This is a genomic window from Arthrobacter sp. zg-Y1143, from assembly GCF_030125565.1.
Taxonomy (GTDB): domain Bacteria; phylum Actinomycetota; class Actinomycetes; order Actinomycetales; family Micrococcaceae; genus Arthrobacter_B.
Map to the genome: position 1 here is coordinate 50,703 of NZ_JASKLW010000012.1, position 25,475 is coordinate 76,177.

A 25,475-nucleotide genomic window follows, 5' to 3' on the forward strand; every position below is an offset into this window, starting at 1 on the left:
GGGTTACACCGTCCGGATTCGAGGGTTGATGAGCAGGTACAGCAGGTCAACCACAATGTTGACCAGCACAAACGCGACGGCGATGGTGAGTACGGCACCCTGCACGAGGTTGGTGTCCGACGTCGTCAGGCCCACCACAATGAGGTCGCCCATGCCGTTGAGGCTGAAGATTTTCTCGATGACGACGGCGCCGCCCAGCAGGTAGCCCACGCGCAGGCCCAGCACGGTTACCGGGGTGACCAGCGCGTTGCGCAGTACGTTGCGGGCCACCACGGTGCGGTAGGGCACGCCGTTGCCGATGGCAGTGCGCACGTAGTCGCGGTCCAGTTCCTCAACCATGGAGGTGCGGACCACGCGGATCAGGGAGGCCGAGACGGGGATGCCCAGGGCCAGGGCCGGCAGCGCCATGGAGTAGAGCCAGCCGACAAACCCGTATTGGTCCGCCCAGGCCAGGCCGCCGGTGGGGAATATGGAGCCTTCCGGCAGGGCAAACCACTGGATCAGCAGGATCGCCAGCCAGAAGGAGGGGGTGGCAATAGCAGCGATCGAGAAGATGCGGATGGCCTGGTCCGGCCAGCGGTCCCGGTAGAGGGCAGCGGCCACACCGAGGGTGAGTGAGAGGACAACAGCCAGCAGGATGCCCAGGAAGGTCAGTTGCAGGGTGACGGGGAAAGCCGCGGCAATCTTGGCTGCCACGGACTCTTCCGGCGGGTTGGTGGTGCCGAAGTCCAGCCGGATAACGCCGCCGAGGTAGCGGAAGAACTGGATCACGAGGGAGTCGTTGAGTCCCCGTTCCTCACGCCAGGCGTCTTTGGCGTCCTCGCTGGCGTTTTCACCCAGGACGGCCGTGGCGCGGTCCGCGGGGACCACGGAGAGCACCACAAAGACCATGATGGTTACGCCCAGCAGCATGATCGGCAGGGCGGCCAGCCGGCGGCCCAGCAGGCGGAAAAACGTTGTCACTCAATAGCTCCAATGCAAGGGGAGGTGCTGGCGGGACGCCCAGGGGCAGGCGTCCCGCCAAGTGTGCGGTGCTACTTGCGTCCTACCCCGATGAAGGACACGCCGGTGGTGGGCAGCGGCTGGAAGCCGTCCAGCGCATTGCTGTCCCAGGCGGTGGGCAGCTTGCGGTGGAACAGCGGGTACAGCGGGGCCTCCTCGGAGACGATGTCGACCACTTCGGCGTGGATCTTCTTTGCCTTGTCGTCGTCCACCTGCACGGCCTGATCCAGCTTCTGCTGCACGGTGGCGTATTCGGGGGTGGTGTTCCAGCCGGCGCGGCCTTCCATCCAGGTGGCGCCGCGGTAGAACCAGCTGAGCAGGATGTCGCCGTCGTTGCCGAAGACCGAGGGGTCGCCGGGAGCGCAGAGGACGTCGAAGTTCTTGCCGCCCACCTTTTCCGGGGCGTACACGGCAGCGGACTGCAGGATTTCCAGGGTGGTGGTCACGCCGATGGCGTCCCAGTATTCCTTGATCAGCGGCACCACGCGGGTGACCCAGCCGGTGTCGGTGGAGGTCAGCGTGATGGTCATGTCTTGCATGCCTGCCTCGGCCAGCAGCGACTTGGCCTTGGCGGCGTCGAAGCCGTAGGTGGTGGAGGCCTTGGTGTAGGACGGGTGCCCCTCCTGGAAGTACGACGACGCCGCCGTGGCGTTGCCCAGCAGGGCCTTGGAGATCACCGCGTCGGTATCGATGGCGTAGTGCAGTGCCTGGCGGACACGCTTGTCTGCGAACTTTTCAGACGCACAGTTGAACATCAGGAACAGCAGGCCGAAGGACTGGACGGATTCCACGTCCACCTTGGCCGCAAGCTGGTCCACGTCCAGGTACGGGACGTCTTCGATGGCCTGCGTGCGGGAGGGGACCGCCGCCACGCGGGCGGCCGGGTCGGCCAGCAGCAGCCAGGTCATATCCGCCACGCGGGCCGGGTACTTGCCGTTGTAGTCGTCGAACTTCTTGAACACAATGCGGTCTTCCTTGACCGCCGAGACCAGGCTGTAGGGGCCGGAGCCGATGGGCTTGAGGTCGAAACCGGCCGGGTCGGCCTTGACCGCGGCTTCGGGCACTATCTTGATGACCGAGATGCGGGAGCTGAAGCCCGGGAACGGGTACTTGAGCTTGAACTGCACGGTCGAGTCGTCCTTGGCGGAGACCGAGTCAATGAAGGGGATGAATCCCGCGAACAGTGATTTGTTGGCCGGATCCATGACCCGCTGGAAGGAGAAGACAACGTCGGCGGTGGTGACGGGTTCGCCGTTATGGAACTTCGCGCCGTCGCGGAGCTGTACTTCGTACGTGGTGTCATCCACCTTGACCGGGTCCGCCTTGGCCAGGGCCAGGTAGGACTCCCGGGTGGCCGGGTGCAGCTCGGTGAGGCCTTCGAAGATGTGCAGGTTGGCGGCCTGCGGAGTGGCGCCGGTGGAGAGCATCGGGTCAAAGCCCGTGGAGAGCTGATAGGAAATACCGGCTTCGATGGAACCGGTGCCCTCTGCGGCGGCACTGCCGGCGGGAGCAGGGTTACCGCCCGGGCTGCAGGCGGAAAGGGAGCCGGCAAAGGCTGCCGCCGTGCCCAATACGCCGGCCAGCTTGAGGAAATTCCGCCGGCTGGAATCTTTCAAAAGCCCGCTGGATTCAAACGAAGTGCTCATCTACTGCCTCACATCCGGAAGTCACTTATCGGACGTAGGATGTCCGATGGCTGTCCCGGAAACTGTAAGCTTCGTCACATCGCTCCGTCAACCCTTCACTTTGGAAAAACCAGGTCCCCTTCCGGATAGGTAGGACATCCTATATCGTTGGCGGCAACCCCACCGGGTTCCGCTTGTGCACCACCTGCAACTCTGTCCCAGGAGGATCTCAATGAGTCTGCCCGACGCATCACTGCCGCCGGCGCGGTTCAGTGCCCAAAACCGTTCCCGTGCCCTGCAGGCGGAGATCATGGAGCTCATCCTCGACCGCGACTTAAAAGCCGGCGACGCCCTGCCCACGGAAGCGGAACTGGCCGGGGCGCTCGGCATCGGCCGGAACACGCTGCGGGAGGCGCTGAAGGTGCTGCAGGCGCTGGGTGTGGTGGAAATCCGCCACGGATTCGGTATGTTCGTGGCTCCGGCCAATTTTGACGCGCTGGCGGACGGACTGACCTTCCGGGGGCGGCTTTCGCTCCGCCACGAAGGCAAGGAAGCCCTGCAGCTGGTGGACGTGCGGCAGGCGCTGGAAGCAGGTTTGGTGGGCGAGGCGATGGACCTCTTCACACCCGAACACCTGGCCGACATCGAAGCCACCGTCCGGCAGATGGAGGCGCTGGCCGAACGCGGGGAAATCTTCACCGAGGTGGACGAAACCTTCCACTACCAGCTGTTCGAACCCCTGGGCAACGAACTGCTATCCAACCTGATGTCCGTGTTCTGGAAGGTCTACGGGAAGATCCATTCCGAACTTGGGGTGGATCCGCTGATCAACCTGCGGGAAACAGCGGCCGTCCACCGAGACATTTTCGAAGCGGTGAAAGACGGGGACAAAGAGCTCGCCTCCGAACGGCTCCGCCGGCACTTTGACGGCATCCGCGCCGAACTCGCCAAGCTGCACGAGGCCTCATGAGCTCCCGCACCTTGAACCTAATCCGCTGCTCCGATCCTGCCGCGCTCGGGCAGGCCGCGGCCGACGTCGTCCTGGCCGCCCTGGCCGCCGCACCGGAGCCGGTGATCGGCGTTGCCACCGGTTCCTCGCCGTCGCCCCTGTACAAGGCGCTGGCCGCCAGCGGGGCGGACTTCAGTTCCGCCGCCTGGTTCGCCCTGGATGAGTATGTGGGCCTGCCGCCGGGACATCCGGAAAGCTATGCCGAAGTGCTTCGCCGGGAAATCGTGGAACCGCTGGGGCTCGACCCGCAGCGTGTCCACCTGCCGGACCCGCACCGGGTGGACCTGAAGGACGCCGCCCGCCGCTATGAACGGCAGATTGCCGCCGCGGGCGGAATTGACCTGCAGATCCTGGGCCTCGGCCGCAACGGTCACCTGGCCTTCAACGAGCCGGGGGCGCCGCTGGACTCCCGCACCAGGCTGGAAACCCTGACCGAGGACACCCGCCGGGCCAACCAGCGGTTCTTTGCCTCCCTCGACGACGTGCCCACGCACTGCCTCACCCAGGGGCTCGGCACCATCCTGGAGGCCCGGCACCTGCTGCTGATTGTCCGCGGCGCAGGGAAGGCCGAGGCGCTGGCCCGGGCACTGACCGGACCGGTGGGCACGGACTGCCCCGCCTCGGTCCTCCAGACCCACGGGCACGTCACCGTCCTGGCCGACGACGACGCCGCCTCCCGGCTCCCGTAACTGCCCCGACCGCACTCCGCTGCGGCGGACCCGTGCCGCCGGGGCTGGACCGGCGGGCCGGAGGACTGGTGCAGGACGCTGCCGGGGACCGGGCGGGTTCCCGCAGTTTGTGCCGGTTCCCGCGCCGCGCGGCGCGGGAATTACCCAAACCGCGGGAATTCCCGCTTAGGCCCCGGGAAGCAGCTCCGGGTGGTGCAGCTTGGCCACCTGCGGGTGCGCCCGCAGCCAACCCTTCAGCACGTTGGCACCGTAGGAGGCGAGCATGGGGTTCTCCGGATCATCGGAGATCCCGCGCGACTGCGCGGCCAGGGCCGGCGGCAGCTGCACCGGGTCAATCACGGTGTCCAGGCGCGGGGACCAGAAGAACGGGATGGCGTAGCGGTCCACGCCCGGAGCCGGTGCGGATACACGGTGGATGGTGGCCGAAAGGTATCCCTGCGTGGCCACCTCCAGCATCTCGCCCAGGTTGACGACCAGTGCGCCGGGGATCGGTTCCACCGGCAGCCAGGTGTCGGATTCATGCGGTTTTACTTCCAGGCCGCCCACTGAATCCTGCAGCAGCAGGGTGATGAAACCGTAGTCGGCATGCGCGCCGACGCCCTGGGTGCCGGCTTCCTGCACGACGCCGCCCACATAGTGGATGAGCTTGGCCATCCACGCCGGGGTGCCAACAAACGGTTCCGTGAAGTGGTCTTCCGGCAGCTCCAGGGACACGGCGATGGCGGAAAGCAGTTCCGCGCCCACCAGTTCCATCTGCGCGGCCCAGGCCATGGAGGTGCTGCGCAGTTCCGGCAGTACGTTGTCCGGAAACAGGTTGGGCCCCTGCACCAGCCAGTACGGCTGGTCTGCGGGGTAGCCGGCAGCAGGTGCGCGTTCGGGGCCGAAGTCGATCTGTTCACGCGAATCCGGGCGCCCCCGGGTGATTTCGGTGCCCAGCCGGGTGTAGCCGCGGAAGTGCGGGGACTTGCGGTTATCCAGTGCCAGCCGGTCCTCCAGCGGCAGGTCGAAGAACTGCTTGGTGACGTCGAACAGCTTCTCCACCATCGCCTCACCGGCGCCATAGCCCACCAGCTGGAAGAAACCGATCCGATGCGTCGCGTCACGCAGCCGGTCAATAAATTCGGGGCTGAAGGAGCCGTCCGGATTGCGGGCGGTACTCAGGTCCAGGACGGGAATTGCCTCGGGAATCTCGCTCCTTCCGGCAAGCTACCACCGGGCCTTGTCAACTATGAACCAATTGTTACGAAGTGCGGTGGAATAGGTCCCCTTAAAAAGCGGCGGCCGCCGGATTGGGCGTTCCGGACGCCCATGGGATGCAATGGAGATACGCCAAGCGAAAGGTTCACCGTGGAAACCGCCAACCTGTACGACATCCCGCTCACCCTGCTGGACGGCACCGAAACCACCTTCGGAGAGCTGTTCCGCGGCAAGGCCGTGCTGGTAGTCAATGTCGCCTCCCGCTGCGGGTTCACTAAGCAGTACGAAGGCCTGCAGTCGCTCTACGAGACATACCAGGAACGGAACTTCACCGTCCTGGGCGTGCCCAGCAACCAGTTCAACGGGCAGGAGCCGGGCAGCGCCGAGGAGATTGCCGAGTTCTGCAGCACCAACTTCGGCGTCACCTTCCCGCTCGCGGCCAAGACCGACGTCAACGGACCGGACCGCCACCCGCTCTACGCCGCCCTGACCCAGTTCCGCGACGGCGAACTGGGCGAAGACATTGGCTGGAACTTCGAGAAATTCCTGGTCACCGACAGCGGCGAGGTGGTGGGCCGCTTCGCCTCCGACGTCGCACCGGGCTCGCCGGAAATCCAGGAGTCCGTCGAGGCGGTCCTGCGCCTGGAGTAGCGGCCGCAGCAGGGAGCCGGCCGCGCTAGAGGACGACGGCGTCGTCCGCGGCCTGCCCCGCAGCCATGGCCTCCCAGCGCTCAAAGTAGGCCGCGCCGGCGTCGTCGTGGGTCAGTGCGCCGACCGGAAGCACCGGATACGGCGTGGCGGGCACGCCGTCCGCCGGCCGCACGTCCACGTGCGCCACGTCGAAACCGAGCCGGAACAGCTCATCGGCCATGGCGTAGTCGGTGCGCGAATCACCCATGGTCCGCCACCCGCGCGGAACCGGCGTGCCGTCGGCCTCCAGCATGGCCAGGGCGCGGCGGGCGCCGAGGTCCTTGCCGACCCCGACAGCTTCAATGTCGGTGGAAATGATCGTGGGATCGATCCGGTACGCCACCGTGCCGGCAGCGTCCGGAATGGCATGGTCCAGCCGCTGCCCGCCCAGGCCGGCGAGGGACAGCTGCTCCAGGGCGTCGGCGTCGAACCTGCGCTGCTCGGTGAGGTACTCAGCGTTGTCCGCGGCCACATGCTGCTCCACGGAGAGCATGGCGAGCTTGGTTTCGTCGAAGAACATGGTCCGCGAGTATTTGGCGTCCACCAGGCCGCGGATGGTCTCGGCATAGTCGCCCGGGACCTTCAGCTCCGGATCCACCTGCGGCTGCCCTGGCCCCGTGCCGTCGAAGGAGAACCACACGGCGCCTTTTTCGCACACGGCATGCACCCGGACGCCGGCGGGAAGCCCTGCTGCCATCATTGGCTGCATCACCTGCTCCCGGATGAAGGCATCGGAGCGCCCCGTGTTGAAGACAACGGGCCAGCCGGCGGCCGCCAGTGCCACCAGGCTGCGGATGATGGCCGGACGAACGGTCCGGGAAACGGGGCTGGCAACGGGTCCGTCGACGTCGAGCAGCAGGCCAAAGCGCGGGGCAGGGGTATTCACCCCTCCAGTATTCCAGTGCCCGCGGACCGCCCGGACGGCCCTGGCGGGTGCCGGAAGGACCGATTCAGCCGTTTAACCCCGCCCCGCACCGAGCGGCGTTGTTTCTTTGGCCCCAGATGTTCTTTACTCTGTACTAGTGATCTTCAAAGCTGTTGGCGACGTACGCCCCTACCCCGACCATGGATATGTCACACCTAAGGACTGGGCAGCGGTACCTCCCCGGCAGGTTCGCCTGGATGAACTGGTGACCACGAAGGCCACACTGGACCTCGGTGCGCTGCTGGCCGAGGACTCCACCTTTTTCGGAGACCTGTTCCCGCACGTCGTCCAATGGAAGGGCACCATGTATCTCGAAGACGGACTGCACCGGGCTGTGAGGACGGCATTGCACCAGCGGACCATTTTGCACGCACGCGTGCTGGTCCTCGATGACTAAGGAACCTCCCGACGGAGCTCCGGGCGGCCTGGCCGCCATGGACGATCGGGACGATTCGAGGCAGTGGCACGGGCACCGGATTGTTACCGGCGGCGAGCTGGGCGCGGTTTTCGCGCCCACCGACGAACCGGAGATGGTCCGGCGGGCACGACGCCGGCGGCGGCTGCACAACTCGGTGATCGGCGTCTTGGCGCTGCTGTTGCTTTCAGCGGTGATCCTCGCGCAGGGACTGGTGTCCGGCTGGGTGAAGCTGCCCGCCGCAACAGAGATCAAAGCACCTGCAGGTCCGGCGGACGAATGTCCGGCCGGGCCTTTTCCGTATCTGGATCCGGCCACGGTGACCATAAATATCTACAACTCGACGGCGTCTGCCGGGCTGGCCAATACGGTGGGGGCCGAGCTGGGCACCCGGGGATTCCAGATAGCGCAGGTGGGCAACAGCAGCGTCAACCGCGTCGGCATGACCGCGCTGATCCTGTCCGGGCCCTCGGGATTCGCCTCCGCCTACACGCTGCAGCAGCACATTCCGGACACCGAGTACGTCCGCGATGACCGCACCGACGCTTCCGTGGATATGGTCATCGGGGCTGGCTTCACGGAACTGCAGCCGCCGGAGCAGGCGGCAGCAGCCGGCCCCGGAGCACTGAGCTGTCCCGGGAACGCCACGCCCGCGGACGGGCAGTAGCCGGCAGTGGGGGCAGTGGGGGACGATGCCACGGCAACCGGGACAGGGGAAACCGGGGCCGGGGATGAAAGGGCCGGGGCCGGGAGCATGGCGGTCCGGATTGCCACGCGGTGGCTGGATGCGGCGGATATCAGCGCTGCCGGCAGCCTTGCCGAGCCGGTGCGCGCCCGTGCATCCGCCATGTACCGCGAGGCAGACCGGCACCGCTTCCTGGCCGGACGGCTGGCAGCCCGCGCCTTGGTGGCCGGACTGCTGGGGGTACCCGAAACAGCTGTCACCGCCACCGCGCACTGCCCGGACTGCACGCACGGCAACGACGGATCACACGGCCGGCCGCTCTATTTCGTGGACGGGCAGCCGGCGCCCCTGCAGTTCAGTTTCAGCCGCAGCGGCGGGTGGCTGGCCGCGGCGGCGGCGCCGGCCGGCGTCGGGGTGGACCTGGAGGACGCGGGCGCGGAGGCCTTCCAGGGGGCCGGTCTGGAAGATGTAATGGCCACTGCGGCGGAAAAGGCGGCCATCGCCGAGCTCGCCGAACCGGACCGCCCGCGGCTGCGCGCCCAGCTGTGGGTGCGCAAGGAAGCGCTGCTCAAGGTGGCCGGCCACGGGCTGCGGGTGGACCCGCGCACGGTGGAGACGGCCGAATCCGCCGTTCCGGGTGAGTCTCTGCGGGCGTCCATGCGGGCGTACGACGTCGGGCCGGAACAGTTGGGTCTTCCGGCCGGATTTGTGCTGTCCTACGCCGTCGGGGCGCTCGGGCACACGGTGGAAGTCCTGGCCCCGGCGGCGGGCGCCCAGCCGGCCTAGTGTTCGGGCTGGGGATCCGGATAGCGTCGGAGCGCCGCCTGCCGGGCCGCTCCGGAGCCGCGCGAAATCCACTTCTCCAGCGGCCCCTGTTTCCCTGCCCGCTGCCAGAACACGGCAAAAACGATGAACACCGCAATCTGCAGCCAGAGTGAGAGATACGGAAGGACGGCCAGGGCGCCCGTGCCCAGGAACAGCAGGTGGGCGCAGTACAGGGTAAGCGTCATCCGGCCGGGCGCGGATAACACCAGCAGGGCCTTGCCCGCGTGGCGGGCCAGGAACAACAAGGCGCCCAGCACTGCAACGGCAACACCGGTGGTGTGCAGCAGGTCCAGGGGAGTGGTGGTGTGCGGGGATACAAGCGCCAGCCACCACCAGGAGGACGTCGGCAGGTAGCCCTCGGGACCCCAGACGGCGGCGTCGCGGATCTGCTCGGCCACCAGATCCGGATCCACCTCCACCAACCGGTCAAAACCCTGTCCCGGGCCGTCCAACAGCAGGACCGAGGCGAGCCAGGCACCGGTAGCCAGCGCCGTGCCCCCGGCCAGCAGCTTCAACTGCACCGCGGATTCATTCAGCCGGAGCCGGCCCACGGCCAGGCCGGTGCAGATGTAGGCCATCCAAGGGATGGCCGGGTACGTGCCGGTGAGCAGCAGCTGGCTCAGGAAAACGCCGGGCTCGGTCAGCACCGTGCTGAAAGTCGGGTCGTAACCGGGTTCGGGGAGCGAATCCCGCAGGGCCTGCATAAGGACCGGCCCGAGCAGGGCAAACACGCCGGCCGCCGCCAGCAGCGTTCGAGTGGAAACACCCAGGAACGGTATAGCCAAAGCAAACATGGCCCCGTAGTACGCGAGGATGATGAACGCCGGCATGTCCACGTAGGCAATGGTCAGGCCCAGGGCGCAGATCATTCCGGCGCGGGCCGCCACTGCCCACCGGACCGCCGTGAGGGCGCCGCCCCGCTCAACCCGTGCCGTCCTGGTGATGAAGGACAGGGAGACCCCGGCAAGCACCGCGAAAAGAGCTGCGGCCTTTCCCGCGAACAACAGCCAGGGCAGGGTCGGCTCCAAATCACTGCCTGCTTCGGGCAGGACATGGACGGCCATCATCCCGAAAAGAGCGAGCCCTCGGGCTGCGTCCACCCCGGCGAACCGCGGCGATGCTGCAGGTGACATGTGGAACATCCCATCCGGCGAAGTTTCCGGTCCCGGGCCCGTCAGGCGCGGGGCGCCGGGAAGACACACGCAATCAATGCCACCTGTTCGTAACCTGTTTGAAATCTGAGTCCAGCCTGTGAGCTTTCTGGGCGGCGAAATACCTGCGGCCTCCCGGCCCAGCCGCTCACGGCACCTGCCCATCCGGCCGCTATGAGGTCAGGTAGCCATGCGAGTAATCCCGGCCCCCACGGGAGTGATTAACGCCGGTCCCGAGTGCTTCCCGCGGCTGCGGTACTCGTGTAAGGCGGCCGCTGGTTGCCTATGTTTCTGCTCGGTCCCAGCCTTCTGCAGGGACGGATGCGCGGCCCGAACGGCCGCGGTTTTGAGCAGCACCAGCAGGGAGAACCGCTCTACATGAATATGCCCGAAATCCCCCAGGGCTCGGCGGCCGAATTCGAAACCGTCCGGACCCCAGCAGGACCCGGCAATGACCCTTCCCTCCACGCCACGGCGCAGGAAGCGGTGAATGCCGGCAGCAGCAAAGGCGGAGCCGCCACCCAGGTGATCACCAATCCGCCTCCCGCACGCGACGGCTTGGCGGTGTTCCACGGAGACCGCACTCCGGAACAGCGCACGCTCATGGACATCCTTAACGAAACCGTTTCCGCCTATCCGGGCGCACCCGCCATCGACGACGGCGCCGTATCGCTGAGCTACGCGGAGCTGGAGTTCCAGGTGCAGGCACTGGCCCGCAGGTTGTGGGCCGGCGGCATCGGGGCCGGAGACCGGGTGGGAATCTATGTACCGTCCGGCTCCGTGGACCTCTACGTGGCCATACTCGGTGTGCTTTATGCCGGGGCCGCCTATGTCCCGGTCGATTCAGACGAACCGGCCGGCCGAGCAGACCTGGTCTGGGCCGAGGGCGGGGTATGCGCCGTCGTCGAGGCAGGACTGGAACTGAACCTGCTGCAGGGCGTGCCCGTGGGCGGACACAGCCCCCACCCGCACCCCGAAGACGATGCGTGGATCATTTTCACCTCGGGTTCCACCGGGAAACCCAAGGGCGTGGCCGTCACGCACCGTTCCGCCGCAGCCCTGGTGGATGCTGAGTCTTCGCTCTACTGCGTGGATGCGCCGCTCAGCCCCGGGGACCGCGTGCTGGCCGGCCTGTCGGTCAGCTTTGATGCCTCCTGCGAGGAGATGTGGCTGGCTTGGGCGCACGGCGCCTGCTTGGTCCCGGCACCGCGGTCGGTGGTCCGTTCCGGCGCGGACCTGGGGCCGTGGCTGGTGGAACGCCGGATCACCGCCGTCTCCACGGTGCCCAGCCTCGCCGCGCACTGGTCCACGGAGACCCTCCAGCGGGTGCGGCTGCTGATCTTCGGCGGAGAGGCCTGCCCCGAGGATCTGGTCCGGCGCCTGCTCGGGCCCGGGCGGGAAGTGTGGAACACGTACGGTCCAACCGAAACCACGGTCATCGCCTGCGGCGCGCTCCTGGACGGGAAACCTCCGGTCCGCATCGGGTTGCCCTTGGCCGGCTGGGATCTGGCCGTGGTCGGGGAAGACCGGCAGCCGGTGAAGTGGGGCGAGGTAGGCGAACTGGTGATCTCCGGAGTAGGAGTATCCCGCTACCTGGACCCGCAGAAGGATGCAGAGAAGTTCACGCCCCTTCCCGCGCTGGGCTGGGAACGGGCCTATTTCAGCGGGGACCATGTCCGGGCTGAACCCGAAGGCCTGGTTTTCGTGGGGCGGGTGGATGAGCAAATCAAGGTTGGCGGCCGCCGGATCGAACTGGGGGAGCTCGACGACGCGCTGAGCCGGCTGCCGGGGGTGGCGGCCGCGTCCGCTGCGGTTCATGCGACGAAATCCGGCAACAAGGTCCTGGCCGGATATCTGGTTCCGGCTGCCGGAGCGGCACTGGACCTGGCCGCGGCTCGCGCGCAGCTGGCCAAGCAGCTGCCCGCTGCCCTGGTTCCGTCCCTCGGTATTGTGGACGAGCTGCCGTTGAAGGCCTCCGGCAAGGTGGACCGCAAATCGCTGCCCTGGCCGTTGCCCATGGTCGATACACCCGCCGACGTCCGGGTGGAGCTCAACGCCGACCTCCGGTGGCTGGGACAGCGCTGGACGGACCTCCTCGGCCCGCTGCCGCTCACCGAGGAGAGCGATTTCTTTGCCCTCGGCGGTGCCAGCCTCGCCGCGGCCCAACTGGTTTCGGCCCTGCGCGAGCGGTATCCAAAGGTTTCCGTGGCTGACATCTACGAGCATCCAACCCTCAGCGCCATGTCCGAGCATCTGGCGTCCCTGCGCGATTCAGAGCTGGATGTCCGGCCCACGCCGCAGTCACCGTGGTGGCTGGGCCTGGCCCAGACCCCGCTGATTATTGCGCTCTACGGGATCACCGGCCTCCGGTACGTCACCGGCATCGCCGTGGTGTGCATGGTCATGACCCACACGGTGGGCAGCCCGTGGACACCGGATCCGCCGCTGATTCCGACCCTGGCCGCCTGGCTCGCCCTGTACAGCCTGCCGGCCCGGATGCTGGGCGCGGTGGTCTCCTGCCGGCTCCTGCTGGTAGGCGTGGGTCCCGGGATCTACCGCCGCGGCGGCAGCACGCACCTGCGGCTGTGGGCTGCTGAACGGATTGTGACGTACTGCAAGCTGGAACCCATCATGGGCACACCCCTGGGCACTTGGTACGCCCGCGCACTGGGATGCCGGGTGGGTGAGGACGTGCACCTGGACGCTATGCCGCCGGTTACCGGCTTCGCCTCCTTCGGCGACCGGTCCTCCATCGAGTATGAAGTGGACCTGGCCGGGCACTGGGTGGAGGGCGGACAGCTGCACATTGGTGCGGTGCACGTGGCCGACGACGCCCGGATCGGCACCCGCTCCACGCTGATGGGCGGCGCGAAGGTCGGCCGGGGAGCCGAAACCGAGCCGGGAACCCTGGTCGCCGGGGAAGTCCCCGCCGGCGAGCTCTGGGCGGGATCGCAGATGCAGAAGGTGGGCACGGCCGGCGGCGGCTGGCCCGCGGACCCGGCAACCGCACCGCAAACACGCGGTGTGCGGCTGCTCTACTCTGCGGCGCTGGGCGGACTGACCCTGCTTAACCTGGCCTCCCTGGTCCCCGGCTCTGCCCTGATGCTGTGGCTCCTGAACGGGGTTGGTTCCTTGACGGAAGCCCTGTGGATCCTTGCCCTCTGGTCACCGGTTTTTGTGGTCAGCGCCATGGTCACCTATCTGATGCTGATAGCCGCCGTGGTCCGCTCCACGGCCAGGCTGATGCCCCCGGGCATGCACCCGGCTAACGGCGTGTCCGGGTGGGCCTCCTGGCTGAGCACCCTGCTGCTGAGCCGCTCCCTGATCACCATGTACCCGCTGTACGCCAGTGTGCTTACCCCCGCATGGCTGCGCCTGCTGGGAGCCAAAGTGGGCCGGCACGTGGAAATCTCCACCATGGAAACCGTTCCGCACCTCACGGACCTGGGCGACCGGTCTTTCCTGGCGGACCACTCCATGGTCTCCATGCGGCGGGTCCGGAAAGGCTGGCTCCACCTGGGGCCGGCGGGTGTGGGTGAAAAATCCTTCGTGGGTAACTCCGCCATAGTGGGGCCGGACACCCGGGTGCCGGAGAATTCCCTCATCGCTGTCCTGTCCTCGGCGCCTGCGCAGATGCCTGCAGGTAGCTCGTGGTTCGGCCGCCCGGCCGTGGAACTGCCCCGTCCGGTGCAGGTGGGGGACACCTCACGGACCTACGAACCTCCCCGCCGGTTACTGGTTGCCCGCAGCGCCGTGGAAGCCTGCCGGATCCTGCCGGCGGTGATCACCGCCTGGCTGGCCCTGGTCACCGTGTGGGTGCTGTCCGCCCTGTGGGACACCTTCGGTTTCCTGGCCGCCGTTATATGGTCCGGGCCGGTGCTGCTGGTCAGCGGTATTGCCGCGGCGCTGCTTGCCGTGGCAGCGAAATGGCTCCTGGTGGGCCGCTTCGAGGCCACCGAACATCCGCTGTGGAGCTCGTTTGTGTGGCGCAATGAACTGGCCGATGTGTTCTCCGAATCGCTGGCCGTACCGGGGCTGGTCCGGATGAGCCTGGGCACCCCCATGCTCAACGCCTGGCTGCGCTGGATGGGCGCACGGATCGGCCGCAGCGTGTGGTGCGAAACGTGGTGGCTTCCGGAGTTCGACCTGATAGAAGTGGGCGACGGTGCCAGCATCAACCGCGGAACCGTCCTGCAGACCCACCTCTTCCACGACCGCATCATGCGGCTGGACGAGGTGCGGCTGGAAGACGGCTCCTCCCTTGGCCCGAACAGCATCGTCCTGCCGGGCAGCGCCATCGAAGAAGGCGGCACCGTGGGCGGCTGCTCGCTGCTGATGCGGGGCGAGAGCGTCCCGGTCAACAGCGCCTGGTGCGGAAACCCGCTGGCGCACTGGGACCAAAGCCGTCCTGCCCAGCGGCGGGCACGGCACCGCAAAATGAACCAGTACAAATCCGCAGGAGCAAGGGTATGAACACTTATACGGGCAGCACCGGGGAAACCGCAGCGGACATGGTCTGCCGCCGGTTCGGGCGGATCCTCACCGCCATGGTTACGCCGCTGGACGAGCACGGCCAGCTGGACCAGAACGGCGCCGAGGAACTCACCCGCTGGCTCCTGCGGGACGGCTGGAACGATGCCGTGGTGGTCAATGGAACCACCGGCGAGTCCTTTGCGACCTCGGACTGGGAAAAGGCGTCCATGGTCCATTCGGCCAAACGCGTCACGCAGGGAACCGGGCGGCGGGTCATCGCCGGCGTGGGGTCCACCGACACCCGGCACAGCATTGCGCTGGCGCGCGCCGCCGCCGAGCAGCAGGCGGACGGGCTGCTGGTAGTGGCTCCGTACTACTCACGCCCGTCGCAAAAGGGCCTGCTGCGCCACTTCGAGGCCATAGCCGACAGCACCGACCGCCCGGTCATGCTCTATGACATCCCTGTCCGCACCGGCGTCGCCATTGCACCGGAAACCCTGGTGGCCGCCGGGAAACACCCGAACATCGTGGCGGTCAAGGATGCCAAGGGAGACCTGGCCTCCTCCTCATGGGTCATGCAGCACAGCTCCCTGGTCTACTACTCGGGAGACGACGTCCTGAACCTGCCCCTGCTCTCCATCGGCGCCGTCGGCATGGTCTCGGTGGTGGGGCACGTCGCCGCTGACCGGCTGCGGGCGCTCGCCGCAGCCTTCGCCGGGGGCCGGGTGGACGAGGCGCTTCGGATCCACCGCGAACTGCTGCCTATCTACACCGGAATGTTCCGCTGCCCGGGGGCTGCGTCCGCCAAGGCCGCACTGCGGAAACTGGGTCTCCCGGCCGGTCCTGTGCGCGGTCCGCTTGCAGACCTCGATGCGGATGAAACCGCGCTGCTGCTCGCAGACCTCTCCGCGGCTGGGTTGCCTACTACGCTTGCGCGCGGCACGGCGGTCCCTGATGCTCTAGCTCCGACGCATTGACTGTGGCGGAGGAAGGGGGGTGGCGGTGAGTGAACCGACCCGGACAGGCGCGGCCAAGCGCCGCATAGGGGGCGTCGACGCAGCCAGGGGGGCGGCGTTGGTGGCAATGATGGCCATCCACGTCCTTCCCGGCTGGAACGAAGACTTTGAACCCACCTTCACCTGGCTGGTATTTGCAGGACGGGGCGCTGCACTGTTTGCCCTCCTGGCCGGGGTATCCCTGGCCTTTATGTCCGGAGGGCAGTATCCGCCGCGCGGCGAGCGCATGACGGCGGCGCGGCTGGGGCTTGCCGTGCGCGCAGTCCTGATCACCGTCATCGGGCTTTTGCTGGGATTCCTGGTGATCTACGCGCAGGTCATCCTGGTCTATTACGGGGTGATGTTCCTGCTGGCGCTGCCGTTGCTTCGGCTGCGTGCGCGGACACTCCTGATCCTGTCAGCGCTGATCGCCCTCACCGCTCCGGTGCTGATGCAGGCAACCCGGGACTCACTGGCCGACATGGGCGGGGTGGAACCGAATTTTTCCACGCTGGTGCAGGCGCCGGGGGATGTCTTGGGCCAGGTGCTGCTCAGCGGCACTTATCCGGCCCTGCCTTGGATGGCCTATGTATGCGCGGGACTGGCGATTGGGCGGCTGGACCTCGCCGAGCGCAAGGTCCAGCTCCGGCTGGTCGTGGCCGGAGTGGGCCTCGCCGTAGCCACAGCGGCCCTGTCGGCATTTCTGCTGGGACCGCTGGGCGGCCGGGACCAGCTGGTGGACGCTGCCTCTGTGTGGTCCTCCACCCCCGAGGAGACCGTGTACGACACCCTGATGTGGGGCCCGGATCCCACGCTGCCAACGGACACGTGGTGGTGGTTGGCTTCCTTGACGCCCTACTCCAGCACGCCGCTGGTCCTGCTCAATACAATCGGCACGGCGGTGGCGTTCCTCGGAATCCTCCTCCTGCTGGGCAAGGCAGCCTCCGCAGTGCTTGCCCCACTGGCCGTCCTGGGGAAAATGACCCTGACCCTGTACTCACTGCATCTGTTGCTCCTAGCCACCGGCCTGTTCGAGGACCGACCGCCCCTGTCCCTGATTGTGCAGCTCATGATCGTGGCCGGCTTCGCCTACGCCTGGCAACGGTTCAACGCGCAGGGCCCGCTCGAACGGGTTGTATCCGAAGCGTCTAAACGGGTCCGCAGCACATATCTGGAACGGGCGGGCAGAAAAGCGGCCGCTCAACGGACTGCGGAATACGGAGCGGAACGGAAGCCCGGCGAGGCCCGGCTCCCCTCCGGGACGCCGGCCGGGACGGAAGGGCAGCCGTTTTCGATCCGCAGCGCGGCGCCACCGCCGCCATCCACTCCGCCGTCCATCCAGCCGGACAGAGTTTCCCCTTCCGCCGCTTCCGCCTCGACTGCACCACCGCCGCCGCCCATGGGGAGGCGGCAGGCGCTGGAAGCAGAGGCCCGGGACAGGCACCGTAACCGGCAGCGCAGCTGATGCCTTTAACCCCCCGGCAGCGGATGCTGAGGGCTGTGCTGGGCGCTGTGTTCGGCTCGGCGCTGCTCGCGGCGCCAGCTGCTGCCTCTCCACAGGAAGCGGACCCGTGCGCCCGCCTCACCGCAGGGGAGGTGCGGTACGACGTGGCCGACGCCGAGCGCGTCACCTTCGCAACGGCGGAAACATACGGCGCCACGGAGACCCGCCTGATCGGCTGTGTACGCCAAGGGGACAGCTACGTGCAGGAGTGGAAGTCGTGGGGGTTCAGCGGCCGCAACGGGTTCGCCCCGCCGGGAAGCATGTGGGAGAACACGCTGTATTCGCCGACCGGGTCCTTCACGATAACGGAGGCCCTGGGACGTGCCAATCCCGGAACGCAGCTGACCTATTACACGCTGAACCCCGCCTCGCGGTGGGGCGGGGAACACGGTCCCAGCTACAACCAGTACTTCGAGGGCACGGGCGGGCCGGCGGATGAAAACCTTTGGGGGTACATGCAGCAGGGACTATACGAGCAGGCGGCCGTCATCAACTGGAACCGCCCGCCGGACATGCCCACCCGCCAGGGTGCCTCTTTTGCCATCTTCTTCCACGCCGGGTACGCGCCCACCTGGGGGTGCATATCCACGGATTTGTCCACGGTGGTGCGGTTGCTGAAAACCGCGGTCCCCGGGGATCGCATCGTGATGGGCACGGTGGATGACGTTTTCACTACCTCCACGGCAGCTGCCGACGGCGTGGCCTCCGTGGCGGCCCGCGCGGAAGAAAAAGCAGAAGCCGCGCAGGACCGGGCCGAGACCATGACCACCGGTGCAGCCACCCTGGCGGTGGTTGCCGCGATGGCGTTTGTGATCCGGCTGGCCTTCCGGAGCGCCGGCCGCAAACACAGGCCCGACGGCGGCGCGGGCGGCACCCGGCCGGAGAAACCAACGGAGCCATCAACGGAGAAACCAACCGAGAAACCAACGGAACGACCGCTGCCGGAGGGACCGCCGGCGGAAGGGTCTGCTGCGGAAGAATCCCGGACGGGCTCTTCCGTTCGCGGCACCAGCCGGTGAGCCGGGCCTGCATTGGGCTGCAGGATTGAATAAACTGCTGGGGTGAACCGAATTTCCGCCGCCCCGGGCTACCTGAATGGACGCTGACGCAGCGGAAGCAGGCCGGCGGCTGTATGAGGAACGCATGGCGTTCCTGCCCGGGCTATGGATGCCCGAAGCCCCGGCATGGGACAGCCTGCCGGAAGAAGACCGGTTGCGCTGGATCCGATACGCCTCAGAACTCCCGGCAGAGGGCCTTTCCGGCTCCGACGACTAGTTTGCCCCCCGGACGGGAAAACTCCAGAGGGGAAAACTTCGGACGGGAAAACCAGTCGGGGCAGCCCTGACCCCGACTACGCGTACCTGCCGCCCCGCCGCCGTGGCATGCTCTCCGGCATGCAGCAGGCCGGAGAGCAGCGGAGCGCCCCTGATCCTTACACCCCCACCCACGGCAGCGATGAGGTGAACATTCACCACTATGATCTGCGGCTGGACTACAGCGTCAGGTCCAACCGGCTGGCGGCCGTGGCCCACCTGGCCGGAACCGTCCGAAATCATCCGGACCGCACCGACCGCGCCGACCGGATCGTCCTGGATCTGGACCGGCGGCTGCGGGTGGAAGAAGTGCGGCTGGTGTGCCGGCACGGCACCGATGCCGGCTTCGCCCCGGCGGACCCCACGGCCGGGGATCCGGTGGCCGTCCGCAGTTTCCGGCAGCGCCGGGCAAAGCTGGAGGTGCTGCCGGAACGTCCGCTGGCGGGCGGCGAAAACTTCGTGCTGTCCATCCGCTACCGCGGAAAACCGCGGCCCGACGCCGGGCAGTGGGGGGACATCGGCTGGGAGGAACTGACCGACGGGGTGCTGGTGGCAGGGCAGCCAACCGGGGCGCCGTCGTGGTTTCCCTGCAATGACCTGCCTTCTGAAAAGGCGCAGTACCGCCTCAGCGTGACCGTTGAGGAAGGCTACCGGGTGGCCGGCAACGGCGCCCTGGCATCGCGGACCGCCGGGAAGGGGCGGGAAACCTGGGTATTTGAGCAGACCGAGCCGATGGCGACGTATCTGGCCACCGTGCAGATCGGTCGGTATCGGAACATGGATCTGCCGGGGCGGGTGCCGCAGTCCGTTCTCGTACCGCCCTCGCTGGCAGGCGCAGCCCGGACCGCGCTAGGCCGGCAGGAAGCCATGATGGATCTGTTCACGGCCCGGTTCGGACCGTATCCGTTCAAAACCTACACCGTGGTGGTCGCTGATGACAGGTTGGAGATCCCCCTGGAAGCCCAGTCGGTGTCCGTTTTCGGCCGCAACCATTTGGACACCGCGGGGGAGCCGCTGGTGGCCCATGAACTGGCCCACCAGTGGTTCGGGAATTCAGTGACTGCACGTAGCTGGAAGGACATCTGGCTGCACGAGGGTTTTGCCACCTACGCGGAATGGGTGTGGGCCGAAGCCGCCGACGGCGAGGATACCGACGAGCGGGCCCACCGCGAGCTGGCGTGGCTGCGGGGCCAGCGGCAGGACCTGCAGCTGGCCGATCCCGGCCCGGCAGCCATGTTCGACGAACGGGTGTACCGCCGTGGTGCCGTGGCCCTGCATCTGCTGCGCCGTGCCGCCGGGGACGGGGCCTTCTTTTATCTCCTGCAGGAGTGGACGTCCCGATACCGGCACGGTTGTGCGGATACCGGGAACTTCCTGGACCTGGCCGAGCGCATTTGCGGTTCAGCCGGCGTTTCGGCCGCCGGGCTGCTCACTCCATGGCTGTACGAACCGGCGCTGCCGGCCGCCCGCCCCGCCTAGGCCGGATGGGATTCCTGCCAGGCCTGGTCCAGCGCCGACGCGAAGAGGTCAGTGGGCTGGGCACCGGAAATGCCGTACTTGTCATCCAGCACAAAGAACGGCACGCCGCTGATGCCGAGTGACCGGGCCTGGGCAATGTCGGCGTTGACGTCCTCGGCGAACTCCTCGGCGGCCAGCATGGACCGCACCCGCTCCGGATCCAGGCCTACCCGGCTGCCGATCTCGGCAAGGGTGTCCACCGCTCCGATGTCCTGCCCCTTCTCGAAGTGGGCGGAGAGCAGCGCCTCCTTGGCGGCGTCGGCGGCGCTGTTGCCGCCCTCGGCGCGGGCCAGATGGATCAGCCGGTGTGCGGAGAAGCTGTTGGCAACTACCAGCGAGTCGTAGTCATAGGACAGGCCCTCACCGGCGGCCTGGACAGTGACCTGCTCCAGCATTCCGGCCAGCTGCCCGGGATCGATGCCCTTGCGCTCGCTCAGGTACTGGGCCTCGGTGCCGTCGTAGTGTTCGGGCAGGGAGGGGTCGAGCTGGAAGCTGCGCCACTGCACTTCCACCTCGTCCCGGTGCGGGAAGGCGGCCAGTGCGGCCTCGAAGCGGCGCTTGCCGATGTAGCACCACGGGCAGGCAATGTCGGACCAGATATCAATCTTCATACCGGCTCCAACGCAGAAAGGACCGGGAGGCATTCCCGCACTGTCGAAACAGTGCAGAACGCGCTCCCGGTCCCTGCCTGCGCGGATACTGAAGCGGTATCCGCACTAACCCCTACCCCCAGGGGTTAGGCCGGCGCCAGCTCCTGCGATTCGTGCAGGAAGCGGGCGTAGGCAGGCACGGTGAGGAAGGTCGGGAAATGCTCCCCGCACGCCACTTCCTCAAAGAGTTCACGGGCGTCCTTGAACCGGTCACCGTCGAAACGCTGCAGGTTGCCGAACTCCTCGTCGAGCAGTTCCTCCACCCACTGGTGCGTCACGATCTCGCCGTCGTCAGTCACGGCCGAGGTGTGGATCCACTGCCAGATCTGCGAGCGGGAGATTTCCGCTGTGGCGGCGTCCTCCATCAGGTTGTTGATGGCCGCTGCACCGTTGCCGCGCAGCCAGGACTCGATGTAGCGGATGCCCACCTCGATGTTGCTGCGGATGCCGGCCTCGGTGATAACACCCGGGGTGGAAGCAATGTCCAGCAGCGCCTTGTCATCGGGCACCACGTCCTCGCGGGTCCGCTCCAGCTGGTTCGGGCGCTCGCCGAGTACGCCGTCGAACACCTCCATGGCCACCGGCACCAGGTCCGGATGCGCCACCCAGGAGCCGTCGAAGCCGTCGCCGGCCTCGCGGGTCTTGTCGGCGCGCACCTTCTCCATGGCGACGTCGTTGGCCGCGGCGTCCTTGCGGTTCGGGATGAAGGCGGCCATGCCGCCGATGGCGTGTGCCCCGCGCCGGTGGCAGGCACGCACCAGCTGCTCGGTGTAGGTGCGCATGAACGGCGCCGTCATGGTCACCATGTTGCGGTCCGGCAGGACAAACCGGGGGCCGCGGGTGCGGAAGTTCTTGATCACCGAGAAGATGTAGTCCCAGCGCCCGGCGTTCAGGCCGGCGGCGTGGTCTTTCAGTTCGTAGAGGATTTCCTCCATCTCGAAGGCCGCGGTGATGGTTTCGATCAGCACGGTGGCCCGGATGGTGCCCTGCGGGATGCCCATGAGGTCCTGTGCCAGCACAAAGATGTCATTCCACAGGCGGGCCTCCAAATGGTTTTCAATCTTCGGCAGGTAGAAGTAGGGGCCGCGGCCCTGCGAGATCAGACGCTGCGCGTTGTGGAAGAAGTACAGGCCGAAGTCCACGATGCCGCCGGCAATGGGGGTGTTGTCGATCAGCATGTGCTTTTCGGGCAGGTGCCAGCCGCGGGGACGGACCACAATGGTGGGCAGGTCCGTCAAAGAGGAACCGCTGAGCTTGTATTCCTTGCCTTCCGGGGAGGTGAAGTCGATCTTCCGGTCCAGGGCGTCGCGCAGGTTCAGCTGTCCGTTGACCACGTTGGACCACGACGGCGTGGAGGAGTCCTCCATGTCAGCCAGCCAGACCTTGGCACCGGAGTTCAGTGCATTGATGGTCATCTTGCGGTCCACCGGACCGGTGATTTCCACCCGGCGGTCCTCCAGTCCGGGGGCCGTGGGAGCCACCCGCCAGGTCCCGTCTTCGCGGATGCTGCGGGTTTCGGCCCGGAACGTCGGGTCCGCGCCGTTGGAGATCTGCGTCCGGCGGGCCTGGCGCTGCTGCAGGAGTTCCTGCCGGCGGCTGGCCGTGGCCTTGTGCAGCGCCTTGACGAAGTCCAACGCCTGCGGGGTGAGGATCTCTTCCTGACGCCGCACGGCGGGGGCGGTCAGGGAAATTCCGTTCAGGGTGATCGGGTCATTCATGGCGTTCTCCTTGGGGTAATTCAAAGCAGTGGGGTGATTCTGCGGGGGCGGGGCCGGTGCGGCCGGCGCCCCCGCAGAATCCGGCTGAAGAGCCGGGGTTAGTGGAACTGGCTGGATTCCGTGGAACCGGCCAAGGCCAGGGTGCTGCCCTCGGGGTTCAGCGCGGTGGCGATGGCGTCGAAGTAACCGGTGCCAACCTCACGCTGGTGCTTGGTGGCGGTGTAGCCGCGGGACTCGGAGCCGAACTCCTTTTCCTGCAGTTCCACGTAGGCACTCATACCGTTGCGGGCGTAGCCGTGGGCCAGGTCGAACATCGAGTAGTTCAGGGCGTGGAAGCCGGCCAGGGTGATGAACTGGAACTTGAAGCCCATGGCGCCGAGTTCGCGCTGGAACTTGGCGATGGTGTCATCATCCAGGTGCTTCTTCCAGTTGAAGGACGGCGAGCAGTTGTACGCCAGCATCTGGTCCGGGAATTCGGAGCGGACAGCCTCGGCGAACTTGCGGGCCAGCTCCAGATCCGGGGTGCCGGTCTCCATCCAGATCAGGTCCGAGTAGGGCGCGTAGGCCTTGGCCCGGGCGATGCAGGGCTCAATGCCGTTGCGGACCTTGTAGAAGCCTTCGGCTGTGCGCTCGCCCGTGATGAACTCGGCATCCCGCTCGTCGACGTCGGACGTGATCAGGGTGGCTGCCTCGGCATCGGTGCGGGCAATAACCACGGTGGGGGTGCCGGCGACGTCGGCCGCGAGGCGGGCTGCGTTCAGGGTGCGGATGTGCTGGCCGGTGGGGATCAGGACCTTGCCGCCGAGGTGGCCGCACTTCTTCTCCGAGGCGAGCTGGTCTTCCCAGTGCACGCCGGAGGCACCGGAGGAGATCATGGACTTCATCAGCTCGTAGGCGTTCAGCGGGCCGCCGAAACCTGCCTCGGCGTCGGCCACAATCGGCACCATGTAGTCATCCACGCTCTGGATGCCTTCGGCGAACTCGATCTGGTCGGCGCGCAGCAGGGCGTTATTGATGCGGCGGACAACGGTGGGCACCGAGTTGGCCGGGTACAGGGACTGGTCCGGGTAAGTGTGGCCGGAGTTGTTGGCATCGGCCGCTACCTGCCAGCCGGAAAGGTAGATGGCCTTCAGGCCGGCCTTGACCTGCTGCACGGCCTGGTTGCCGGTGAGGGCGCCCAAGGCATTGGTGTAGCCCTCGTCGCCGGCGTTGCGCAGCTGGTCCCAGAGCTTCTCGGCACCGCGGCGTGCCAGCGTGTGCTCTTCCTGGACGCGGCCGCGCAGCTTCACAACGTCTTCGGCGGTGTAGTCGCGCTCGATGCCTTCCCAGCGGGGGTCGCTGGCCCATTCCTGGGTGAGCTGCTCGGCCGTGGGGGCTGTGTTCTGGTCCTGGCTCATTGCTAAGTCTCCTCGAATTCATTTCCTTCGAACCGGTCCGCTTCAAACCGGAATTTCCTGCTGTGAACCCAGCCTGTGCCAACAACAACCCCTCTTCTAGGGTTTTTCTATGGAAAGAAATGCATTTCTTCGCGTATCGTGAAAAACGTGACGAGTACAACATGGAACCGGCCCAATCCCACGCCCCGGAAGCCCGGTGCCGCCACCGGCAAGCAGTCCGCAAGCGACACCGATAGCACCCTGGACGTCATCAGCCTGGGGCGCCGTGTACGGCATCTGCGTAAGGCCAAGGGCATGACCCTCGATGACCTGGGCGCCGCCGTCGGAACCGTGGCATCGCAGTTGTCCCTGATTGAAAACGGCAAGCGCGAACCCAAGCTCGGCATGATGCAGGCGCTGGCGGCTGCGCTGGATGTCAGCATCGATTCGCTGCTGGGCTCGGAGCCGCCAAGCCGTCGGGCAGCGCTGGAAATCGAACTGGAACGTGCGCAGCGCGGGCCCCTCTATGCCTCTTTGGGTCTGCCGAAGGTGCGCATCGGCTCGCGGCTGCCGCTGGACGTGCTCGAATCCCTCGTGGGGCTGCAGGCCGAACTGGAGCGCCGGCTGGACGAGCAGGTGGCCACACCCGAGGAGGCCCGCCGGGCCAACGGTGAACTGCGGGCCATGATGCGGGAGCGGAACAACTACTTCCCGGAGTACGAGGCCGAGGCGCAGAAGGTGCTGAAGTCCGTGGGGCACACCTCCGGGCCGCTGTCCCAGCACGTCATCGCTGACATTGCCGCCCACCTGGGTTTCAGCCTGCACCACGTGAACGACCTGCCGCACTCCACCCGCTCCGTGACCGACCTGAAGAACCGCCGCATCTACCTGACCCAGTCGCAGCGTTCGGAGCACGATCCGCGGTCCGTGCTGCTGCAGGCGCTGGGCCACTTTGTCCTGCAGCACCAGACGCCCAGCAGTTACGGCGAGTTCCTCGGCCAGCGGGTGGCTACCAATTACTTCGCTGCGGCGCTGCTGTTGCCGGAGAAGGCCACAGTCGATTTCCTGCAGCGGGCCAAGGCAGCCAAGGAAATTGCGGTGGAAGATATCCGCGACGCGTTTGCGGTGTCCTATGAAACGGCGGCGCACCGGTTCACCAACCTTGCCACCGAGCACCTGGGCATCCCCACGCACTTCCAGAAGGTGCACGAGAGCGGGATTGTGTACAAGGCCTATGAGAACGACGGCGTGACGTTCCCTGCGGACCACACCGGCGCCATTGAAGGCCAGCCGATTTGCCGGTACTGGACGTCGCGGGAAGTGTTTTCGGTACCGGACCAGTTCAGCGCGTTCAACCAGTACACGGACACGCCGGCCGGGACCTACTGGTGCACCGCCCGGGTGGAGCGGGGCTCGGCCGGCAAGTTCTCCGTGAGCATCGGGCTGCCGTACCAGCATGTGAAGTGGTTCCGCGGCCGGGACACCGCCGAGCGGTCCAAATCCCGCTGCCCGGATCCGGACTGCTGCCGCACGCCTCCCGGCGAGCTCTCTTCGGAGTGGTCCGGCTTCGCGTGGCCCAGCGCCCGGGCACATTCGCATCTGCTGGCCGCACTGCCGCCCGGCGCCTTCCCCGGTGTGGACGAGACCGAGGTGTACTCCTTCCTGCAGTCCCATTCGGAGCAGTGACGCGTCCGTGACCACCGCATAGGGTAGGG

Annotated in this window: 21 protein-coding genes; 13 read left to right on the forward strand and 8 right to left on the reverse strand. The window is 67.0% G+C overall.

Features of this window, described 5'->3' with window-relative positions; genetic code table 11:
- Positions 1–3 precede the first annotated feature (3 nt).
- A complete protein-coding gene (locus tag QNN98_RS13490) occupies positions 4–963 on the reverse strand; it encodes an ABC transporter permease (RefSeq protein WP_227913076.1) in 960 nt (319 codons plus the stop codon).
- A gap of 71 nt (positions 964–1,034) precedes the next feature.
- Positions 1,035–2,648 carry an ABC transporter substrate-binding protein gene (locus QNN98_RS13495; protein WP_283997812.1) on the reverse strand — a complete coding sequence of 538 codons (1,614 nt, stop codon included), beginning with the start codon at positions 2,646–2,648 and terminating at the stop codon, positions 1,035–1,037.
- Between the two features lie 211 nt (positions 2,649–2,859).
- On the opposite strand from QNN98_RS13495, the gene QNN98_RS13500 reads away from it, so the two are divergent.
- Entirely contained in the window at positions 2,860–3,597 is a 738-nt protein-coding gene (locus tag QNN98_RS13500; RefSeq protein WP_227913078.1) for a FadR/GntR family transcriptional regulator, read from the forward strand.
- Positions 3,594–4,325: a glucosamine-6-phosphate deaminase gene (locus tag QNN98_RS13505; RefSeq protein WP_283997815.1), complete on the forward strand. Its 732-nt coding sequence runs from the start codon at positions 3,594–3,596 to the stop codon at positions 4,323–4,325. The genes QNN98_RS13500 and QNN98_RS13505 overlap by 4 nt, the downstream gene beginning before the upstream one ends.
- 165 nt (positions 4,326–4,490) lie before the next feature.
- Here the strand turns inward: QNN98_RS13505 and QNN98_RS13510 are convergent, their stop codons facing one another.
- Complete coding sequence (locus QNN98_RS13510; RefSeq protein WP_283998012.1) at positions 4,491–5,513, reverse strand: isopenicillin N synthase family dioxygenase; 1,023 nt, start codon at positions 5,511–5,513, stop codon at positions 4,491–4,493.
- A 159-nt stretch (positions 5,514–5,672) separates the two neighbouring features.
- Between QNN98_RS13510 and QNN98_RS13515 the strand changes: the two genes are divergently transcribed.
- Positions 5,673–6,173 carry a glutathione peroxidase gene (locus tag QNN98_RS13515; protein ID WP_283997817.1) on the forward strand — a complete coding sequence of 167 codons (501 nt, stop codon included), beginning with the start codon at positions 5,673–5,675 and terminating at the stop codon, positions 6,171–6,173.
- Positions 6,174–6,198: 25 nt separating this feature from the next.
- Here QNN98_RS13515 and QNN98_RS13520 read toward each other — a convergent pair whose 3' ends face one another.
- A complete protein-coding gene (locus tag QNN98_RS13520) occupies positions 6,199–7,098 on the reverse strand; it encodes a Cof-type HAD-IIB family hydrolase (protein ID WP_229960365.1) in 900 nt (299 codons plus the stop codon).
- Positions 7,099–7,234: 136 nt separating this feature from the next.
- Here QNN98_RS13520 and QNN98_RS13525 point away from each other — a divergent pair, with 136 nt between their 5' ends.
- The 3 genes from QNN98_RS13525 to QNN98_RS13535 all read left to right on the forward strand — a co-directional run bounded on the left by QNN98_RS13525 (position 7,235) and on the right by QNN98_RS13535 (position 9,023).
- Positions 7,235–7,534 carry a type II toxin-antitoxin system VapB family antitoxin gene (locus tag QNN98_RS13525; RefSeq protein ID WP_227904874.1) on the forward strand — a complete coding sequence of 100 codons (300 nt, stop codon included), beginning with the start codon at positions 7,235–7,237 and terminating at the stop codon, positions 7,532–7,534.
- Entirely contained in the window at positions 7,527–8,219 is a 693-nt protein-coding gene (locus QNN98_RS13530) for a LytR C-terminal domain-containing protein (protein WP_227927140.1), read from the forward strand. The genes QNN98_RS13525 and QNN98_RS13530 overlap by 8 nt, the downstream gene beginning before the upstream one ends.
- A gap of 87 nt (positions 8,220–8,306) precedes the next feature.
- Positions 8,307–9,023: a 4'-phosphopantetheinyl transferase superfamily protein gene (locus QNN98_RS13535; RefSeq protein ID WP_283997822.1), complete on the forward strand. Its 717-nt coding sequence runs from the start codon at positions 8,307–8,309 to the stop codon at positions 9,021–9,023.
- On the opposite strand, the gene QNN98_RS13540 is transcribed toward QNN98_RS13535, so the two are convergent.
- Positions 9,020–10,195 (reverse strand): heparan-alpha-glucosaminide N-acetyltransferase domain-containing protein, encoded by a 1,176-nt coding sequence (locus QNN98_RS13540; RefSeq protein WP_283997824.1) that lies wholly within the window; start codon positions 10,193–10,195, stop codon positions 9,020–9,022. The genes QNN98_RS13535 and QNN98_RS13540 overlap by 4 nt on opposite strands.
- 303 nt (positions 10,196–10,498) lie before the next feature.
- On the opposite strand from QNN98_RS13540, the gene QNN98_RS13545 reads away from it, so the two are divergent.
- From QNN98_RS13545 to QNN98_RS13570, 6 genes are all read left to right on the forward strand, one after another.
- Positions 10,499–14,686 carry a Pls/PosA family non-ribosomal peptide synthetase gene (locus QNN98_RS13545; RefSeq protein WP_283998014.1) on the forward strand — a complete coding sequence of 1,396 codons (4,188 nt, stop codon included), beginning with the start codon at positions 10,499–10,501 and terminating at the stop codon, positions 14,684–14,686.
- Complete coding sequence (gene dapA, locus QNN98_RS13550; RefSeq protein ID WP_283997826.1) at positions 14,683–15,663, forward strand: 4-hydroxy-tetrahydrodipicolinate synthase; 981 nt, start codon at positions 14,683–14,685, stop codon at positions 15,661–15,663. Before QNN98_RS13545 ends, dapA begins: the two co-directional genes overlap by 4 nt.
- Before the next feature lie 25 nt (positions 15,664–15,688).
- Entirely contained in the window at positions 15,689–17,146 is a 1,458-nt protein-coding gene (locus tag QNN98_RS13555; RefSeq protein WP_283997828.1) for a heparan-alpha-glucosaminide N-acetyltransferase domain-containing protein, read from the forward strand.
- A complete protein-coding gene (locus QNN98_RS13560) occupies positions 17,146–18,204 on the forward strand; it encodes a hypothetical protein (RefSeq protein WP_283997830.1) in 1,059 nt (352 codons plus the stop codon). Before QNN98_RS13555 ends, QNN98_RS13560 begins: the two co-directional genes overlap by 1 nt.
- Before the next feature lie 76 nt (positions 18,205–18,280).
- Positions 18,281–18,460: a hypothetical protein gene (locus tag QNN98_RS13565; protein ID WP_283997831.1), complete on the forward strand. Its 180-nt coding sequence runs from the start codon at positions 18,281–18,283 to the stop codon at positions 18,458–18,460.
- Positions 18,461–18,579: 119 nt separating this feature from the next.
- Positions 18,580–19,977 carry a M1 family metallopeptidase gene (locus QNN98_RS13570; protein WP_283997833.1) on the forward strand — a complete coding sequence of 466 codons (1,398 nt, stop codon included), beginning with the start codon at positions 18,580–18,582 and terminating at the stop codon, positions 19,975–19,977.
- On the opposite strand, the gene QNN98_RS13575 is transcribed toward QNN98_RS13570, so the two are convergent.
- The 3 genes from QNN98_RS13575 to aceA all read right to left on the reverse strand — a co-directional run bounded on the left by QNN98_RS13575 (position 19,974) and on the right by aceA (position 23,781).
- Positions 19,974–20,627, reverse strand: a complete 654-nt coding sequence (locus tag QNN98_RS13575) for a DsbA family oxidoreductase (protein WP_227913090.1) — start codon at positions 20,625–20,627, stop codon at positions 19,974–19,976. The two genes, QNN98_RS13570 and QNN98_RS13575, sit on opposite strands and share 4 nt — an antisense overlap.
- Before the next feature lie 125 nt (positions 20,628–20,752).
- Positions 20,753–22,384 (reverse strand): malate synthase A, encoded by a 1,632-nt coding sequence (aceB, locus tag QNN98_RS13580; RefSeq protein WP_283997836.1) that lies wholly within the window; start codon positions 22,382–22,384, stop codon positions 20,753–20,755.
- Between the two features lie 98 nt (positions 22,385–22,482).
- Positions 22,483–23,781 (reverse strand): isocitrate lyase, encoded by a 1,299-nt coding sequence (aceA, locus tag QNN98_RS13585; protein WP_227927132.1) that lies wholly within the window; start codon positions 23,779–23,781, stop codon positions 22,483–22,485.
- 147 nt (positions 23,782–23,928) lie between these two features.
- Between aceA and QNN98_RS13590 the strand changes: the two genes are divergently transcribed.
- A complete protein-coding gene (locus QNN98_RS13590; RefSeq protein WP_502864746.1) occupies positions 23,929–25,446 on the forward strand; it encodes a helix-turn-helix domain-containing protein in 1,518 nt (505 codons plus the stop codon).
- The last annotated feature ends 29 nt before the right edge of the window (positions 25,447–25,475 follow it).